Below are 15844 nucleotides of genomic sequence, written 5' to 3' on the forward strand. Positions count from 1 at the left end.
GCGCTCACTCATCCAGGTCAGAAAACACGGCATACAGGACCGTTTCCGTGCCCTTCAGGCTATGCTGACCGACGAAATAGCAGTAGCCCGGCTGGATGGCGTCGATCTGTTGCTTGATCTCCCACAGGTGTTCCACCTGATGATAAATGGATATCTGCAGTTTTGGCCTGAATTCGCGGATAGTCCCCGCCGCGCCAGCCAAAACCTGGGGCTCAGCGCCTTCCACATCGGACTTGATCAGGGACACCCGGTCCAAGCCCTCCTTCTCTACGAAGGAATCGAGTGAAACCACATGGATAAGGGACTCCCCGTGCTCGGTTATCTGATGGCAACCGGGCTCACTGTGCTCGGTACTGAAACGAAGCTCGGCCCGCTTATCCCAAAGCCCCATCTTGACGGGAGCGACACGCTGCCCGATACCCGACGCCTGCAGCTTTTCGATCATCCAAGGATAATTTTCCTCGCTGGGCTCGAAGGCATACACTTTGCCCTCGTCCCCCACAAAATCGGCGAACATCAGCGAGGTGTCTCCATTCATTGCCCCGACATCTATGACCCGATCCCCTTCCTTGGCCCGCACCTGCGGATGGGCGTACTGCGGATAAGTCGAAAGAGACAGAAATCCGTAATCGCCCTTGCCGATTGAGTGAATCAGGGATGAAAAGACCCTCCGCGATTCGTCGTCGGCAAGCCCCACCAAAATGGAATCAATCTCATCTCGTACCTTCTCGTACACCCAGGGACGAAACTCAGCTGCGCCTGCCAGATTGGACCGAACACAGACCCGACCAATGGTGGTATCGAATCCCATGCGCCTCAATTGCATGAAAATTGAGTCGAAGTACATGCTGGACACAATGATTCGGCAGTCCCCGTAGCCAGACAAATCATGGGGCGACAAGACAGGCACCCCGTCCTTTTGCGTTCCCCACAATTGTTCGTTGTTATCCACGAAGGCCAGTACTTCGACACCGTAATACTCCAGGAGGGCTTTGACCTTGCTGCCCAGGAGCCCGGCCCCAAACAAAACGGCCCTGCGAAAAGTGACAGGGCCATCGGGGAGCCACAGATAATGATTGGAAAGGGCATGCAAACTCAATGGGTTGATCCTCAGAAGAACAAGGGGTGCGATGGCGGATGCACCCAGAATGCCTAGAACCCGTTCAGTTGTTCACAGGCTACCGAATCCATTAGACTCGACGCCCATTCAGTCAGCACCGGATTCTCTCATGAAGATCCTTGTCATCGGTAACTTCAGCTCCGCCTACGTTGAGCAAAGTTGGGGAGCACCTCTTCGCAAGCGCCGCAACACGCAGGTAGTGGACATTATCCCCCTGCTTTCCCAAGGATTTCAGCATGGCGAGAGCGCCGAAGGCTATGTCCTTTCGCTGTTGCGCCAGGGCGACTTTGATCTCTTCTTCTTCTATTCGGACGGCATTCAGACCCTGTTCCCAGAGTCTTTTTTCGACGCCGTTCGCGCAATCCGGGTCCCGATACTGACGTTCCATGCCGATGACGAACCGGAAAAGCAGTTCGAGCTCAATAGCCGCCACGACGCACGCTTCGATATCATCGCTAGCTGCTCGGCCCGGGCGCACGCGCGGCGAGCCCGTGCGTCTTCTTCCCACTCCCTGTATCTACCCTGGGGGTTCAATCCCGACAATTTCTATCCGGTCCCGACATCGGGATACGACTACGATCTCGTCTTCATCGGCAAGCACAAGGTCGGCGGCAAAAACGCCCCCACCAATGAGGACGGGATTGAACGCCAGCAGATCCTGGTGGAACTCAAGGAGTTTGCCGATCGGGCAGGTATCCGCTTCGCCGTGTTCGGCATGGACTGGGATCAGCACCCCATCCTCAAAGAAGTCGACGGAGGCGCCCTGAACCACGACGAAATGCTGTCGGTCTATGGTCGCAGCAAACTGGTCTTCAACCCCGGCTGGTCATTCGATAGCGGCGTCCACAACTACCAAATCAAGCTCAGGCATTTCGAGGTGGCGGGCTGCCGGGCCTGCCAGATCACCAATCACAATCCCGAACTGGCCGAGCTGTTTCGCCCCAACGAGGAAGTCCTTTTCTACCGGGATCTGGAGTCTCTCAAAGACACGATCCTGCACTACCTGCAAGCGGACGAGACTCGGGAGGCCATCGCCGAGGCGGGGTATCTCCGGGCCCTGCGGGAACACACCATGGGACATCGGCTCGATGATCTATTCGAGGAATGCGCCAGACTCTTCCCGCCCAGCGCCAGCCCCCTCCAAACCACCCCCCAGGTCATACGGGTGATCGTGGGAGCCTGCGCGCCCGGCAATCCCCATGCCCGAGATTGCCTCCAGATCGAGCGGATGGATGATCTATTCAGGCCCGATATCGCCGAACAGCTTCCAAACGGCGGCTACGTCCACCTCATCTCGGGTACGATACTACCGCTGATTCGCACCACCGACTATGGTTCTGTCCTGCCCATGCTCGCCCGCTGCAAGGCACCGATCACCCACTGTGACAGCTTGCTGAGACTGCCGCCACTGGGTAAGAACCCGGTCCAGGTCGACCGAGGAAATTTCAACGGAAGCACACTAAATCAGGCACGCTCGCTTGGTTTGCCCCCTTCGATCGGGGCTTATTTTGAGGAAATGGTCATCTCGGGGCGGAACTATTTCCAGATCAACCTGCTGTTTGCCGCGCATCTGTTCAAATCGGCAGCGCCAGACCCATTGGACAGTCTTGACCGAAATGACATCTACGAGAGCCAGCGGCTCATCTGTGATCTGGACATTCCTCAGCGGGGCCCTGCGTTCAAAACTTGCCTGAACCAGCGGCTTGCCGATGCTTTCTGCGCCATCGAACAACTGGAGCTCAAATATGTCGTCTGGGGGGCGGCGGGAGAGATGTCCATTATCCTGCCCTGCTGGATAGACGACCACCCCAGCGGATTTCTTGGTTACCTGGATCGATCCCTGGCGGGACAATCCAAGGGGGGACACATCATTCATTCACCCGAGAGATTGGACGAACTGCAGCCCGACCTGGTGTTCATCGCCGCCACCATATCGGGGCCCACCATCTTCGAGTCCATGCGCGATCAGCGGGCCCGATATCTGCTGCTGCCGCTATACGATCTGAACCATCGCAACTGGTTTTGCGGATTCAGTTGATTCGGCAGGGCTCCTCCTAAGCCGCCGCCGTCTCCCTCTTGTAGCAATCCAGGATCCCGTCGGCTGCCACATCGCACTCCCGGGCCAGATTCCACATGGACTCCCGAGTGCAGGCATTTCTCGGGGTAAGAACCACGAAAGCACCTGGCCTCAGGATATCCTGAGGCTTGCGCACCGTCTTCCCCAACACCTCGCGTCCGGCCCACGCGTAGTCCAGTAACTCAACCCCCGGCTCGGCCAACAACGGGTGAAGATCGGGGAAGGTCTCCAGCATCAAAGCGAAGTCCGTACCCAGCCCCCAGATCATGACCGGAGCCCCCCGCCCCGCCCGTTCCCGGATCGAGTCTAAGATCCGTTGCCAGGCTTGATGAAGCCGACTATCCACCTTGGCCAGGCGGCCAAAATTCACGCTGCGGTGCACCGCCGCCTCCACATCCGGCATCCCCATATTGCGAATCTTTTCGGCACCATCACCACCCCAATCATAACTGGGGTCCGAGGTGGCACCATCGTAGCGTTCCAAGTGGCTCTGCTGGGCCAGGGTGGCCAGGGGCGTGCCCTCCAGGGTAGCGGTACCCGATTCCTGCAGCGAATCCAGAGGGAGCGAGGCAATGAAGCGTTTGGTATCGAGCATCTGCTCCGAGGTTTCGCCAGGCAACCCGTAGGTGAAGGTGCCATGTACCTTGAGACCTATGCTACTAAGGAAATCCGTTGTTTCCCGCGCCTTTTCAAGATCAAGACGCTTGTTGACAATATGATCCAGCACCCACTGATTGCCACTCTCGTAACCGATCTTGACCTTATAGCAGCCGCTCTCCTTCATGGCCACCCAGGTATCTTGCTTGATGGTGTCGGCCCGGCACATGGCGGCCCAGGGCAGGCCGATTCGCTCCATGACCTCACAGATACCCAGCACATGACGATCGCCCAAATTGAAGGTATCGTCATCGAAATAGAGCGTCTTGAAGCCAAAGCGATCCACATATTCCCGAATGTAGGCCTCCATGTAATCGGCGCTGTAATGGCGCACCGAACGTCGACCCGCTCCATCGGGATCATTCCCTGTCATCACTGCGGGCCAGACACAAAAAATACACTTATACGGACAGCCTCGGCTAGACCAGAGCTGGAATTCCGGCGGCTCATAGCCCCCTGAACGGGAAATTCCGTCGTAGTAGCGCGGGGCCAGGGTATTGTCCATGTAGGGAAAGGGGGCAGAGTTCATCTCCTCCAGACTGAGCAGATCGTTTTCGAGCAGGCCGGTGGCCCCCTCAATCACCTTCTGGGCCCCCTTCTCGTATTCGCCCTTGATCGCGGCGACGATAGGCACCTCTTCGAGAAGGGCCTCCCCCTTGGTGGTGATTGGCCCCACCAGGACCAGGCGTGATCGAGGCGCCAGTTGGTGAATTCGATGGACAATCTCCTGGTCGTGATCCCAGGAAGAGGAGGCGCTTTCCACAAAAATATAATCGAAACTGCTCTCTGAAAGGAACCGGTAGTAACTCTCGTAGGACTCACGTAGCGCAATGGAATCCCTGAACACCACATCGGCGCCGGTTTTCCGCTCCACCCAACTGGCCGCGTAGCCCATGAAAAAGGGATAGGGCAGATAGCTGCCAAAGATAAAGTCATCCGGTCTCGATGGAGTTGGAATGGTATGGGGCCAGCGTGAGCCGGCGCGCACGCCGGCATACCAGTCAATGCCTATTTCCGTATGCCGGTTGTTTGCTTCGCGCTTCTTCCACCAAGGTGGGTTTGAAAAAAGAACGTTCATCGGTTCCCCTGCTTCTGTTCAGTATTTACCGAGCGAAATGCCTTCGATAAGGCGTCGGCCCCCCCCATGCTTCACGGGACCAACCGTCGCACCAACTCCAACATTCCCTTGCACGCATCATCTCCCACAGCCGAATAGATCCGCTTCAGGTAATCATTTCGAGCCGGTTCAGTCCACCCTCGCCCCTCTCCGCGCAGCAAGGTTTCCAGTCGCGGCAGATCCGCCTCGCCAGCAATTGGTTCTGCCACACCTTCCTCTGCGTACGAACGTCCGTAGCAAACGGAGCTGAAATTGATCTCAGCCAAGGGCTTGCCCAAGACCAGCGCATCCAAACCTGCCGAAGAATCCAGCACCAAAGCAACGTCGCATGCCAACAGCCATTCCCTTGCCACGCCCTGTACAACACTGACCATGCGGCCCGAGAACTCGAGATCGCGAAAGCCTTTGATCACCTCGAACGATTCGCGCGGATGCCACTTGGCAACAAGGCGGACCGACTTTCCTCCGATCTCCAGGCCGGCCAGATAGTCGGCGATGAGACGCAGTGGAATGGCTTCAGCATAGCTCGCGTAGGGGTTGGGCAGGAGAAGCAACACCAGCGCCTGTTCCACATCCAAACCCAGTTGCTCACGGGCTGATCGGCATAGCTCGAGAGACTCCGGAGATCCAGCTGACAAAAGCCTTTCGACGCATAGATCGCCGATTGGCCACAGGCACCCGGCTGCGTCCGGGGCCTCCGCCGTGATCGCCTCCCGTGCTGCCTCGCCCCACAGAGCAACATCGGAAAACTCGGCCATCACCCGGTACTTGGCCCGATCCGTTTCGCTGCAGTGATAATGGCCTTCCTGGAACGTCAGGGCTGGGACAGCGGCCAAAGCGGCGCGGCGCGCCATGAGCTTGATCCAGAAATTGGCCTCGTGCAGCCCCAGCACAATATCGGGCGTCTCTTGCTCGATGACCTGCGCCATCAACCGATCACACTCCACCAGATCGATCACGGCCGAGGAAAACCAGCCCCGGTCTATGCCCGTGAAGAGATCGAGAATAGCCTTATCATCCGCTTCATCCAGTAAACCTTCGAGATCATCGAGGGCGTCTTCACTCTGCGCTGTGGATGAAGCGGTACGGTAATCGTAAAGGTGGCGATAATTGATTCCGATCTCATCCAAACCCGGCTCGAAGCAGGCGCTGTTTCCCTCCCCAAGGGAAGGCACATTACGTGCTGTCAGATAGATTATCTCCATGCCGCAGTCTTCCAGGGCGGCTAGGACGGGCCTCAAGCGATGGACATGATGAGGCAACCCCAGAAACACCAGTGCGCGCTTTCCGCGAAATGAGGGGAGACCGGTCACTGGCTCCGGTCACTTATTGGTTTCAAGCTGCCACCCCGATCGAAGAGAGCGCCTCTGCGGCCGAGATGACTAGCCAGTCCAGCGGCCGCGCTCCCCTTGGCTGCATACACCTCATCAGAAGAAAATACAGCCTCCGCCAGGGTTAGATCGTCACCCAACAATGTGTACCCACCGCCCTTCAATCGGGATTCCAACTTCAGATAGCGATCACAGAAGGCTCGTTCGGTGGTTATCCCGTTATAGCTGTCCCGATCCGAGCGACATTTCACCCAGACCCGCTCCCCTTGGGATACCCGTTCAGCCACTAACTTCCGAGCTTCCCAGCGCCACTTGAGATCAAAAACCACAAGCAAAGACACAGGCACTGTCGCCTTTTTGACGGGCGATTCCGAAAGACTCCGCGCGTAGGCCGCACCCAGAGGTCCCGCCAGATTGGCCACTTCGACCACTCCGGAGGGGCGAAGGGCGCGCACCAGCCTCGGGCCGAACAGGTTGGCTGTGAGATGAGTAGGCACCAGAACGAGCCGCACGCCTCGCGCCCTGAAGTGGCGCAACAACGCGACATGGTGCTGGGACCTGAGCGGCCCGACGTGGATCACGACCTCTGACCATGACTCCCGCGCCACGCGCTCGGCAGCCCAAGAATCCACACCAAAATGGCCCAAGGCATAGAAGACCAGCCGGTCGTAGTAGAGGCCGTTGAACAAAGGCCAGCCATCCTCAGGCCCAAGCATTCGCGCCATAACGGAATTTTTCGCGCAATACGCCATGCACTCCCGATAGCGATGGGCCACATCCTCCTTCCTATCGGCCAAACGCATCTCCAGGTGTTTTACCCTCATGCCGCGCTCGAACAATGCGTTGCTGATCGGCTGATCGATGCACCAAACTTCTGTTTCATCGAGGCGTTCGTGCACATGATCCAGGGCCTCACCGACCAGAGGCTCCAGCAACTGGGCCTCGACCAGCAATATCCCCCGTCTCACTCCCTTTAAGGCGACATCCAGATCGGCGATCATCCGCTCCCGATGACCCTGCGCCTCCTGCTCGAGTGTCTGGGTCTCCAGACTCGCCCAGCGACCGTACAGCCCAGTCTGGCTGGCCTGTAGCATGTCTACGGGAAGATTCGGCCCGTCTGCGCCGAGTGAGATCAAAGTATCCGTGGCAGCCAGGTTTTCCGGTGCGAGTGCGGCCAATCCGACCACATGAAATGGATCAGTATAACAGGCGCCCGAGAATATCCGGCATAACTCGGGATTGCGTGCAACCAGAGGGCCTATCTCAAGCCCACTACCCAACAATACCGTCCGACCACACCGATCAGGCCGGTATCCATCCAGCCAAGAACCGAACGCGGTCATCCGCTCCTCTTCCCGCCAGGGTGATAGCGAATTACGAAACAGGGCTATCGGCACCGTTCAGTTGGAGCAGGGCGCGGGCGGCACGGTGATCCGGTTCGTAATACAGACAACGCTCCAGCCAATGTTTCCGATCTGCACCGCGGCTCAAACGACCCAGGTGAAACAGGGCCGACAGGTGGCCCTGCTCACCGGGGCTGACCAGGGCAAGCCGTTGCTGCAAGTAGGCGCGGGCCTCTTCAATCGCCCCCATTTCCTCGGCCCGCAAGGCCAGCAGGTAACATGCAGCTTCGCTCCCAGCGCTCGCCCACAACTGCATGACAGGCATCAGGCTGTCCCAAGCAAAGACACCTTCCTCCAGCATTCTCAGTATGTGGGCTGTGCCCAAGGCATTCAGAAGATCGGCCGATAGGGGGGTATCACGAACGATCTCTCCCAGTGGTCGAATCGTCGGTATCATGCTGTCACCTGATTGATCCTTACGGCACAAGGCGATATTGAACCGCCCCCCCCAACAGGGCTGCACCTCATCGACCAACTGGCTCCCACCGCCGACCAGGGAGAATCCTGTGCTTTCCAAGAGCTGGCGAAACTCGTTAGACGTGTAGTGCCGAACGTGGTAAGGAAAGCTTTCATGGTCGAAGCCCATGACGTCTTCGTTAGGAGTGGAAACATAAAGCAGACCACCCGGCTTCATCATCCGCGCGATCAGACGGAGAAAATCCGCATCCCGAGGCAGGTGTTCGAGGGTTTCAAAGGAGCATACGACATCAAACTGCCCCGTGATCACCTCCCCAACACGATAGGCATCGCTCTCCACCCATCGGATAGCCGGATGATCGTAATAGGTTTTGGCCATGACCAGGGCATCGCCGGAGCGATCCACGGCAACGATTTCAGAAGCCCCGGAATTCTCGGCCAACAAAAAGGATCCGTATCCGATACCACAGGCGATATCAAGGATCCTTGCCCCACCCAATTCGGCATTGAGCGCAAACCGGTATCTCTCGATATGGTCTGCGCGGATATCTTGCAAGCGTTTTCCGGTTTGCCTCTCACTCATGCAGATGAACTCCCGATCCGACCCAGGATGTGGTTACTGAACACGTCGATGTCCGGAAAAAAACGCAGCGATCAGACCCGAAACATACTCAACATCGTCAGAGTTGAGATGCTCGCCGATGGGAAGGCTCAGCGCCTGACGAGCCACGACGGTCGCTTTCAGCTTCCCTGACTGGCCTAAATACTGATAGGCCGGCTGATCACACAGGGCAACTGGGTAATGAATCCCCGTTTCCACGCCATTGGCTTTCAGGAATTCCCTCAGTTCATCACGTCTCGCGGTGCGAATGACGAACAGATGGTAGGCATGGATCCCTGTGCGAAAATCTGCTGGCACGGACACCCCCTCAACATCTGAGAGCAGCCGACGGTAGCCCTTGGCCACCGAATTTCGCGCCAGAATCCAGTCATCAAGAAAAGGCAGTTTCACGTTCAATACTGCGGCCTGAACCGCATCCAACCGACTGTTTCTCCCCACTAATTCATGCGCCCACTTGGCGCTTCGCCCATGGTTGGCCAACATGCGGCATCGTCCGGCCAGATCGTCATCCTCAGTGACGATGGCACCGCCATCCCCAATCCCTCCCAACACCTTTCCCGGGTAAAAGCTAAAGGCTGCGACTCGACCGAAAGTTCCCACCTTGCGACCATCGACCTCTGCGCCGTGGGCCTGGGCGCAATCCTCGATGAGGCTCAGGTTGTAGCGCATACAAAGCGCCGATAATCCAGACATGTCGGCGGGTTCCCCATAGAGATGAACGGCAATAATTCCCACCGTATCGGGACCTATTCGCCCTTTCACGTCGTCAAGATCGAGTTGGTAGTTGTCTTCACGAATATCGGCAAAAACCACTCGATGTCCGGCGCGTATCACCGCCTCAGCGGTGGCTGCAAAGGTGTTGGCTGGAACAATAATTTCTCCAGTCGGAAGGTCGAGAGCGGCAAGCGCGATCTCCAGGGCATCCGTTCCATTACCCACTCCAATGCAGTTTTCTGCCCCCAGGTACTCGGCGAAGGCCATCTCGAACGATCGAACAGACGGCCCGCCAATGAATGCTGAATCGTCCATAACGGAGCAAATCGCCGCCACCAACTCATTACGCAGTGATTGGTGCTGAAGTTGCAGATCGAGGAACGGAATTAAGCGATTCGCCGTCACGGTTGCTGATTCTTCCCAAGATGGCTGAGCACGGGACGAAACCGAAGCCTTACCTCACGGCCGCTGGCCATAGACTCGTAGATCGCATTGAGCAACTCGATATTGCGCCGCCCCACCAATCCGTCCACCAACTGCTGGCATCCCGATTCAATACAAGAAACCACATGTTCATAGTAGGCCTTGTGCCCGAAGCCATAGACATCGGGAGGATTGACCGAATAGTCACGCTTGACCACTTCATCGCTCGGTAACGCATCTACAAAGCGCCATTCCTGGATCTCATTTACCGCAAACCCCCCGATAACAACAGTACCACCTTCGCCAAGAAGTGAGATTGAACCTTCCAGATTATCAGGGCGGGTAGCAGTGGTTGCTTCAATGATGCCTAAGGCGCCGTTCCGAAACTTTAGTATCACAGCCGCAGTATCCTCCGCTTCAATATCAGCCAAAGCCGTCATACCTGTAGCGTAAACACTGTCAACCTCACCCAGCATCCAGGACAACATGTCTATATGGTGGCTTGCTTGGTTTGCCAACACACCGCCATCCAATGCCCAAGTACCCCGCCAGTCGTCTTGGTCATAATAGTCTTGTGTGCGGCGCCATCTAACTCTTGCCGTTCCCATCACCAGACGGCCAAAGCGTCCAGCATCAAGCGCCTCTCGGAGTTTGATTACCGGAAGGTTGAACCGGTTTTGTTTGACCACGAATAAGCGTGAGCCATACCTATCACAGGCTTCCAGCATGGCATCGGCATCCTCCAACCGCAGTGCCATCGGCTTTTCAACGACCAGCGGCAATCCAAAACGGGCCAAGCGAATCACGTGCTCCGCGTGCATACCACTAGGCGTGAGGACTGATAATAGGTTGACCCTTCCATTATCTGCCATCTCTTCCATTTCTAGGTAGCCAGGAACATCATACTCATTAGTAAAGAGTCCCAATCGTTCTGCATTTAGATCACAAACAGCAGCAAGCCTCGCACCATTGATTTGACCTAGCCCCAGCAATTCGGCATGCCGCTTGGCGATGCGCCCACAACCAACTAATCCCACTTCTAACACTTCACGGCCCTATAATAATTGGATTTATTGTGTGGTACTCAGCATTCAGGCAGGGAAATACTAGAGCCACTGTGTGTGTATCAATGTGCTGCAACGCGTTCACCGATTAAAAGGAAACGCTGTCCAGAAGCGGGGAGGACCTCATGGACAACCAAAAAATCGTTGATCTGCGTCAGAGAGGCAATTACCTTCAGTCCCAGCATTTCCATCAAGGCTATGAGATCATGTCTGTCCAAAACAATCCCCATGTGAGAGTCTTTGCTAGGCGGTTGAATACCACTCAGGACAAATCTCCCTTTTACCGGAAGCAGATTTGCCCATTGTCGGCATACTGACAACGGCGTATTTATATGCTCCAGCATATCAATCAAACATATAGCCTGTGGCACTGGCAGAGTCCCGCTTTCCAAGCGTTGCTGGAACGACTCATTGTCCAGAAAGATTAAATTGGGTGATAAAAAATGCGACTTTGCAAATCTTATTTTTTTGTTATCCTGCTCTACAGCAACCACAGTCCCTGCAGTTTCACTAAGGATAGCCGAGCCAAATCCATAACCGCTATAGACATTGAGCACTAGGTCATCGGAACTAATATAATTTCCACAGGCACGATACAAGGCTTCAAGCTCGGGACGAAGACGGCGAATCTCATTGGGCTCAGTAACTCCCTGCAGCCGTGCATCACCCCCCTGTTGAATAAATTCAAGCTCTTTCTGGAACAGATCGCTCGGACCGATTACGGGACACAAGATTCCGGCATTTTTGACTGCCTGTTTCAAAAAATCTTCCGAAGAAATTGAAGTAATTATCACCAAGTCAATCTGCGCAGAAATTTTTGTCAAGTCTTGATCACCAATATACGGAGGCTGGCCACTCGTTGCAATGGGGTAATTATCCCAGACATAGCTAATCATTGATCCTAGCTCAGCCAAGCCATATCGTGCAATAACAGACAAGGCATCGCTACCCTGAAGCAGCACCTTGACTCCTTGCGTTACTGGTAATCGCTCGACAACCAGAGTCATAAAAGTTTCACGCAGAAACCTTTGGTAGTTTTCCCAGCGATAAAACTCAGGGGGTTTATTTTTAACTTTCTCAATCGTTTCTTCGGTTCTCCCCGGCACCTTTATCAAAGTACATCTCATTCCCTCTTCATTCTTACCTAACGAGAGATATGTATGACTAAAGTCAAAAATAACTTCAGCTCTGTCAAACATTCTCCTTAATTCGGGATAAGATTCCACAACAGTATCCAAGTGATTCCACCCATCCAGTTGAAAATGGGTACGCAACCAGGATGATTCTCGCTCGCTTCCAACAACACCATAAGTGTATGAACCAGCATCCCTAAGAATCAATGCGCGCCAGATACGCTCAGGCATCCCTTTGCCCGGATCTAGCCCTCGCGCCTCTGTCTGCAGCAGTGTCCACAGCGCTTCCCCCGCCAATCCGTATTTCCATAAATTCTGGGCAACAAATTCACGCAATACTGTTTCAAACCGCCATCGCTCATAACCCAGACGATCAATTGCTTCTCCCTCTGCGGCTACAAAATCGGTCTGGCTAAAATGCTGCATGACCGCCTCCATTAGGCGACCGGAAACCTCAGCTCGACCTTGCGCTGTTTGTAAATGGTTATAAGAAATCCCATCTCGCGGAGAAAGAATGCGTTGATACAAGGGCTCTTCAATATGTTCAAAGTGATCAGCCTTGGCAAGTAATTTAATCAGCAAATGCTTGTCTGAAGAAACTCGCATAGCCGTACTATAACCACCGACATCTTCAATGAGTTTTCTCGCACAGACAAAGTAACCGGAACAAACCTGTGTCATAGGTTCACGCAATAGTTTTTGCAGTGTACCTATACGCGACTCTTTTCGACCTCGATAACGGCTATTGAATCCGCCGTCTGGGTTAAAGTTTATGAAGTCGCAATAGCTGACAGTGCCTAGCCCATTTCCGTTCACTAATTCGAGATTACGTTCTAAGAATTTTTGGTCATATCGGTCATCTGAACCCAATACTGCAAGCCACTTACCGCGGCAACGCTCAATTGCATAGTTTAGTGTTCTGGGAATACCACTGTGCTCTTTCTCAAAGAAGCGAATACGCTCGTCAGAAAAGGTGCTAACGACCTCTTTGGTATTATCGGTAGAACCATCATCTACGATCACCATCTCCCAATCCTGAAATGTTTGTTCAATTACTGATAAAATTGCACGACTAATTAGCATGGCGCGATTATAGGTTGCCATATACACACTGATTAGTGGGGTGTTGCTCATAAGAATGAGTTAAGCAATTGCAAGTTATAAGAGTTTAAACTAAGCCAAGCACATCTTTAATAACAGAAATTCTAGCTTGAGTAAGAGCCCGGTTTTTTATCAAAAAAAACCATGGCGGCAGATTGCGTGCCGACAGTTGACCATGTAGGCAGATGGTGCTCCAAAATACTTCGTGGCAGAAGGCCTTGCCTAACAGGTGAATTGAGATTTAACTGGTCTGGAACGCCCCACCGCCTGACTGTTCTATCCGTGAGTTCGAATATGAATTCAGGAATTGAGAATAGGATATTGGAGGAGGCAGATGACAGGTACTGAAATGGATAATAATCAAAATCGTATTGTTGTGATCGTTCCAGACAACTTAATATGTTGCGAGCCGCACCGACCGGATTATTAAAACCACTATTGATAAATTCCAACGCTCGATCTATTTTATCCGTACGCAACTGCCGATCAACGATTATCTCACGCAGCTTTTCTTTAAGTGTATCAGGACGGACAGCAATATTTGGTCGATCAAAAGGTAGCGGTACCAGATCACGTTCATCAGATCCAATAAGACATGAGCCGCTACCCATTGCCTCATAGCCTACGCGAGGCACCCCGCCACAAGACAGCCTATCAAGCACAATGTCTGCTTCAGACATAGCCGCCAGTACACTTTGGTTTGGAACTGAACTCATGAGTGTGAACTGAAATCTGACTCGCTCGCGATGAAGATCTTCGACCACTTGAAGAATACGTGAAGTACCTTTCTGGCTCCAGTTACTGGGTGCATGAACAATAATGGGTTCAATACGATTTTGAATTTGTCGATTACAACGGGAGTAATCGACTGGTATAATAGTTGCGTAGTACGGACGAATTGCAAAACCATTATATGAAGGCTGTACCATCAGGACATCAGCAAAAAGCTCGCTTATGCGTGTATTATAAAGCTTGTTCGCAAAGAGTTGAAGATAAGGGTCATTGGATTCACAAATTTGCCTTAAATCACTAATTTGTTTAGTGGATTCAATTGACCGGAAACTTGGATATGTGTAACCCCGATCTTCCCAAATGCTCTTGAAGATTGACCAATGGTGCAACTCACTGCCAGTATGGAATTGCACAATTTTCTTTCCCATTGACTTTAGCATGGGCAAATCTGCATTACCCGGCAATAGACTACGGCCAGCAACAAAAATATAGAGATCAAAATCTAGATACCAACGTAATTCATTGGGAATATCCAGCACTACCGGGTAGGGCTCTTGATCAAAACCAATCCTGATATTACGACACTAGTGTCCCGTTAAAAAAGCCATAGATCCCTGCAAGATAATGTTTCTATTTGGTAATTTCTAAAATTTGTGGTGTTAGCAACTTGAAAATCGATCCGATGCCCATTGATCATTCCTGCTGGACTCCAACGAGGATAGATCATGTACACCGGCAGGCTGATTTTCTCGCAGGTCATGGCGCACTTGCCACTGCACACTTTTCGGCGTTGTGTCGCTCGCTATCGAGGCGAGCACTACGTCAAGCATTTCCGCTGTCTCGACCAATACTATGTCATGGCCTTTGCCCAGCTCACTTATCGGGAGAGCTTGCGCGACATCGAGGCTTGCCTTCGTGCCCACCAGAGCAAGCTTTATCACATGGGGCTTCGTGCTCCCTCCGTCGCGCGCAATACCCTGGCAAAAGCCAACGAGCGTCGGGACTGGCGTATCTACGCCGACTTCGCACAAGCCCTGATTCGTGTCGCCCGCCCTCTCTATGCCGACGAAGACCTAGGGCTGGAACTGGACAATACGGTCTATGCGCTGGATGCCTCCACCATCGACCTGTGTCTATCGATATTCCCTTGGGCGCTGTTTCGTACCACCAAGTCTGCCGTCAAGCTTCATACCCTGCTGGACCTGCGTGGCAACATCCCCACGTTTATCCATATCACAGACGGCAAGGTACACGACGTCAACGCCCTCGATATGTTGCTGCCGGAACCGGGCGCTTTCTACATCATGGACCGTGGCTATGTGGACTTCCGACGCTTATTCACCTTGAACGCCGCAGGTGCATTCTTTGTCATTCGTGCCAAATCCAATACCAAGTATCGGCGCCGCTATTCCCATCCCGTCGACACCGCCGGCGGGGTGCGCTGCGATCAGACCATCGTACTCACGGGTGTGCGCTCAGCCGTCGATTACCCGCAGCCGTTACGCCGGATCAAGTATCACGATACCCAGACCGGCAAGACATTCGATTTTCTGACCAACAATTTCAGCGTCAAGGCACAGACGGTGGCCGACCTATACCGCTATCGCTGGCAAGTGGAGTTGTTCTTCAAATGGATCAAGCAGCATCTACGCATCAAGTCGTTTTTCGGCACCACAGAGAATGCGGTCAAAAGCCAAATCTGGATTGCCATCTCAGTCTACGTGCTCGTGGCCATCATCAAAAAGCGCCACGACATCAAGGCCGATCTTTACACAATCCTACAGGTTCTGAGCCTAACCTTGTTTGAGAAAACATTTATAGAACAAGTACTTAATTTAAGAGATCGCACGTCGGAAGACCATGGTAACCCTAAGCAACTGGATTTATTCGATAATTTAACGGGACACTAGTGATATTACGACTTAAATTTCTA

Annotated in this window: 11 protein-coding genes; 2 read left to right on the forward strand and 9 right to left on the reverse strand. The window is 53.6% G+C overall.

Annotated elements, in window-relative coordinates; genetic code table 11:
* Positions 1–4: 4 nt before the first annotated feature.
* Positions 5–1099, reverse strand: a complete 1095-nt coding sequence (locus D5125_03815) for an FkbM family methyltransferase (GenBank protein QFY88677.1) — start codon at positions 1097–1099, stop codon at positions 5–7.
* A 130-nt stretch (positions 1100–1229) separates the two neighbouring features.
* Here D5125_03815 and D5125_03820 point away from each other — a divergent pair, with 130 nt between their 5' ends.
* Positions 1230–3158, forward strand: coding sequence for a glycosyltransferase (locus tag D5125_03820; protein ID QFY88678.2), 1929 nt, complete (start codon positions 1230–1232; stop codon positions 3156–3158).
* Positions 3159–3174: 16 nt separating this feature from the next.
* Here the strand turns inward: D5125_03820 and D5125_03825 are convergent, their stop codons facing one another.
* The 8 genes from D5125_03825 to D5125_17325 form a co-directional block, all read right to left on the reverse strand.
* Entirely contained in the window at positions 3175–4932 is a 1758-nt protein-coding gene (locus D5125_03825) for a radical SAM protein (protein QFY88679.1), read from the reverse strand.
* Between the two features lie 71 nt (positions 4933–5003).
* Entirely contained in the window at positions 5004–6176 is a 1173-nt protein-coding gene (locus D5125_03830; GenBank protein ID QFY88680.1) for a hypothetical protein, read from the reverse strand.
* A 104-nt stretch (positions 6177–6280) separates the two neighbouring features.
* Complete coding sequence (locus tag D5125_03835; protein ID QFY88681.2) at positions 6281–7645, reverse strand: hypothetical protein; 1365 nt, start codon at positions 7643–7645, stop codon at positions 6281–6283.
* Between the two features lie 31 nt (positions 7646–7676).
* The gene (locus D5125_03840) at positions 7677–8705 is read right to left on the reverse strand and encodes a methyltransferase domain-containing protein (protein QFY88682.1); all 1029 of its coding nucleotides are present in this window, start codon (positions 8703–8705) and stop codon (positions 7677–7679) included.
* 33 nt (positions 8706–8738) lie between these two features.
* Positions 8739–9773, reverse strand: coding sequence for a DegT/DnrJ/EryC1/StrS family aminotransferase (locus D5125_03845; protein QFY91047.1), 1035 nt, complete (start codon positions 9771–9773; stop codon positions 8739–8741).
* Between the two features lie 86 nt (positions 9774–9859).
* Positions 9860–10927, reverse strand: coding sequence for a Gfo/Idh/MocA family oxidoreductase (locus D5125_03850; GenBank protein ID QFY88683.1), 1068 nt, complete (start codon positions 10925–10927; stop codon positions 9860–9862).
* Positions 10928–11007: 80 nt separating this feature from the next.
* Positions 11008–13182: a glycosyltransferase gene (locus D5125_03855; protein ID QFY88684.2), complete on the reverse strand. Its 2175-nt coding sequence runs from the start codon at positions 13180–13182 to the stop codon at positions 11008–11010.
* Between the two features lie 101 nt (positions 13183–13283).
* Entirely contained in the window at positions 13284–14450 is a 1167-nt protein-coding gene (locus D5125_17325; protein QPB72202.1) for a glycosyltransferase, read from the reverse strand.
* 186 nt (positions 14451–14636) lie between these two features.
* Here D5125_17325 and D5125_03860 point away from each other — a divergent pair, with 186 nt between their 5' ends.
* On the forward strand, positions 14637–15821 hold the full coding sequence (locus tag D5125_03860) for an IS4 family transposase (protein QFY88685.1): 1185 nt from the start codon (positions 14637–14639) through the stop codon (positions 15819–15821).
* Positions 15822–15844 lie beyond the last annotated feature (23 nt).

It is taken from the genome of gamma proteobacterium SS-5, assembly GCA_009497875.2.
Classification (GTDB): domain Bacteria; phylum Pseudomonadota; class Gammaproteobacteria; order Chromatiales; family Chromatiaceae; genus Magnetovirga; species Magnetovirga frankeli.